3 protein-coding genes are annotated in these 2,574 nt (G+C 48.7%); 1 reads left to right on the forward strand and 2 read right to left on the reverse strand.

The genetic code is table 11. The annotated features are described in order from the left end of the window. Positions 1 to 67: 67 nt before the first annotated feature. Positions 68 to 583, reverse strand: coding sequence for a hypothetical protein (locus tag H740_RS04030; protein ID WP_002951586.1), 516 nt, complete (start codon positions 581 to 583; stop codon positions 68 to 70). Positions 584 to 616: 33 nt separating this feature from the next. Next, positions 617 to 2,044 (reverse strand): class II fumarate hydratase, encoded by a 1,428-nt coding sequence (gene fumC, locus H740_RS04035; RefSeq protein WP_002951587.1) that lies wholly within the window; start codon positions 2,042 to 2,044, stop codon positions 617 to 619. Between the two features lie 101 nt (positions 2,045 to 2,145). Between fumC and H740_RS04040 the strand changes: the two genes are divergently transcribed. Then, positions 2,146 to 2,574: transglycosylase domain-containing protein (locus H740_RS04040; RefSeq protein ID WP_002951589.1), on the forward strand; the 429-nt coding region annotated here is incomplete at its 3' end.

Raw genomic sequence — 2,574 nt, forward strand, 5'->3', positions numbered from 1 at the left:
AAACCAAAATCGCCCTATTTCTTAATTGGTTTCAAGGCTTTAAAATTTGAAATGCAAATTTACGGCGTCAAATTTTACTCTGGCCGCCTTGCATTTCTAAAATTCGCGCGCTTATTTGCATTATCTGCGCAAACACCGCTCCCTTTTGCGTTTCAAGCGAGGCCGCCATATCTTTTGCGTATGGATTATTGCTCGCCCTTATCCGCTTTATCGCGGCTTCAAGCTCTTTTAGTCGTTTTTGCAGTTTTTCTAGCTGTTTTTTTAGGATATCGGCGCTGCTTTCGCCCTCGTTTGCGCCGCTAGGCAAATTTGACGCGCCGCGCAAGATATCGCCCTTATCTCCGCTTTGCAAATTTACGTTTTTTAAATTTAGCGCGCCCGCGTTTAAATTTACCGCGCTAGTCGTCGCAGAGCTTTTACCGCCGCTCATCAAATTTGAGTTTAAATTTATGTTTAGTTTTACATCCATCGCCGTACCTTTAAATTTAAAAGTATATCGGCAAATTTGAGTAAAATTTAAGGCGCAACCGTAAATTTTACTCAAATTTATGGATTTTAAAGAAGGCTCGGCAAAATCGCCCAAATCCCGCCGAGCCCAAAAATCAAGCGACCGAATTTACTCCTTCGGCGCGATCATATCCTCAGGCACCACCCACACGTCAAATTCCTCGGCGGTTAGTATGCCCGATTTTATCGCCTCCTCGCGCAGCGTCGTGCCGTTATGATGCGCGATTTTGGCGATCTTGGCGGCATTTGCGTAGCCGATGTGCGGATTTAGCGCGGTTACTAGCATTAGGCTCTCGTGCAGCAGTTTGTCGATTTTAGCCTCGTTTGCCGTGATGCCGCAAGCGCAGTGTTTCTCAAAACTGTTCATCGCGTCGCTTAGCAGGCGGATGCTTTGGATGAGGTTGTAGGTAAGCACCGGCTTAAATACGTTTAGCTCGAAGTTGCCCTGGCTTGCGGCGATGGAGATCGCGACGTGGTTGCCCATCACCTGCGCGGCGACCATCGTGACGGCTTCGCACTGCGTCGGATTTACCTTGCCCGGCATTATCGAGCTTCCCGGCTCGTTTTCGGGGATGTTTATCTCGCCGATGCCGCATCTTGGCCCGCTTGCTAACCAGCGCACGTCGTTTGCGATCTTCATCAAATTTGCCGCCAGGCCGTTTAGCGCGCCGCTTAAAAACACCTCGGCGTCGTGGCTGGTTAGGCCGTGAAATTTATTCGGATGGGATTTAAATTTAAACGCCGTGCCCGTTAGCGCATTTAGCTCGTCGCTTACCATTTGGCTAAATTTCGGATGCGAGTTTAGCCCGGTGCCCACCGCCGTACCGCCGATAGCAAGCTCCTCTAAAAACGGCACGGTAGCTAGGATCTGCGCCTTACTCGCCTTTAGCATATGCGCGTAGCCGCTAAATTCCTGCCCGAGCGTGAGCGGTGTGGCGTCTTGCAAGTGAGTGCGGCCGATCTTTACGATCCCCGCAAACTCGGCGGTCTTTTTATCCAGCGTCGCTTCAAGCTTTTGGATTGCTGGTAGCAGCTTTTTTTGTAGCTGCTGCACAAAGGCTATTCGCATCGCCGTAGGATAGGTGTCGTTTGAGCTCTGGCCTTTATTTACGTGATCGTTTGGGTGCACAAATTTTGCGTCTTTAACGTCCAGCGCCGCCTTATCGCGGAAATTTAGCCCCAAAATCTCCATCGCGCGGTTTGAAACGACCTCGTTTAAATTCATATTCGACTGCGTGCCCGAGCCCGTCTGCCATACTACTAGAGGGAAATTTCCGTCCAGCTTGCCGCTTAAAATTTCATCGCACGCCTGCGCGATCGCCTCGGTGCGAGGCTCGTCTAGGCGGCCTAGCTTGCGATTAACCAGCGCGCACGCCTTTTTTAGATAGGCAAAGCCCTCTATGACCTCCCTTGGCATCGTCTCCAGCCCTACTCCGATCTCGAAGTTATCGTGGCTGCGCTGTGTCTGCGCACCCCAATATTTATCGTTTGGTACCTTCACCTCGCCCATCGTGTCTTTTTCTACTCTATATTCCATGCCTTTATCTCCTTTACTTAAATTAGTATTTGAAATTATATATCAATTATCATAAATTTAATCTTTCGAGATTTTACGCGCAAATTCGATATAATCGCGAAATGAAAAGAGTTTTAGCTAAATTTATCAAATTTTCCGCCGCCTTTGCCCTGCTCTGCTTTGTAGCTTTTTTGGTGCTTGACTTTGCCTATCCGCTTGACACGAAAGCGCTAAAGCGGGAAAATTCGTTCATACTTTTTGACAAAAACGGCCAAATCATAGCCCTTCGGCCCAGCAGCGACGAAATTTGGAGATTTGAAGCTAAAAACATCCCGCAGACGCTAAAAGATAGCGTTCTTTTGTTTGAGGATAAATTTTTCTACTACCACATCGGCGTAAATCCCTTCGCCATGATCCGCGCGACTGCGCACAACCTCACGCATAAAAACCGTATCGGCGCCTCCACTATCACGATGCAAGTCGCGCGCATGATGAAGCGAGAGGAGCGCACCTACGCGAACAAATTTAAAGAGATCTTTACAACGCTTCAG

The organism is Campylobacter showae CC57C (genome assembly GCF_000344295.2).
GTDB lineage: Bacteria > Campylobacterota > Campylobacteria > Campylobacterales > Campylobacteraceae > Campylobacter_A > Campylobacter_A showae_B.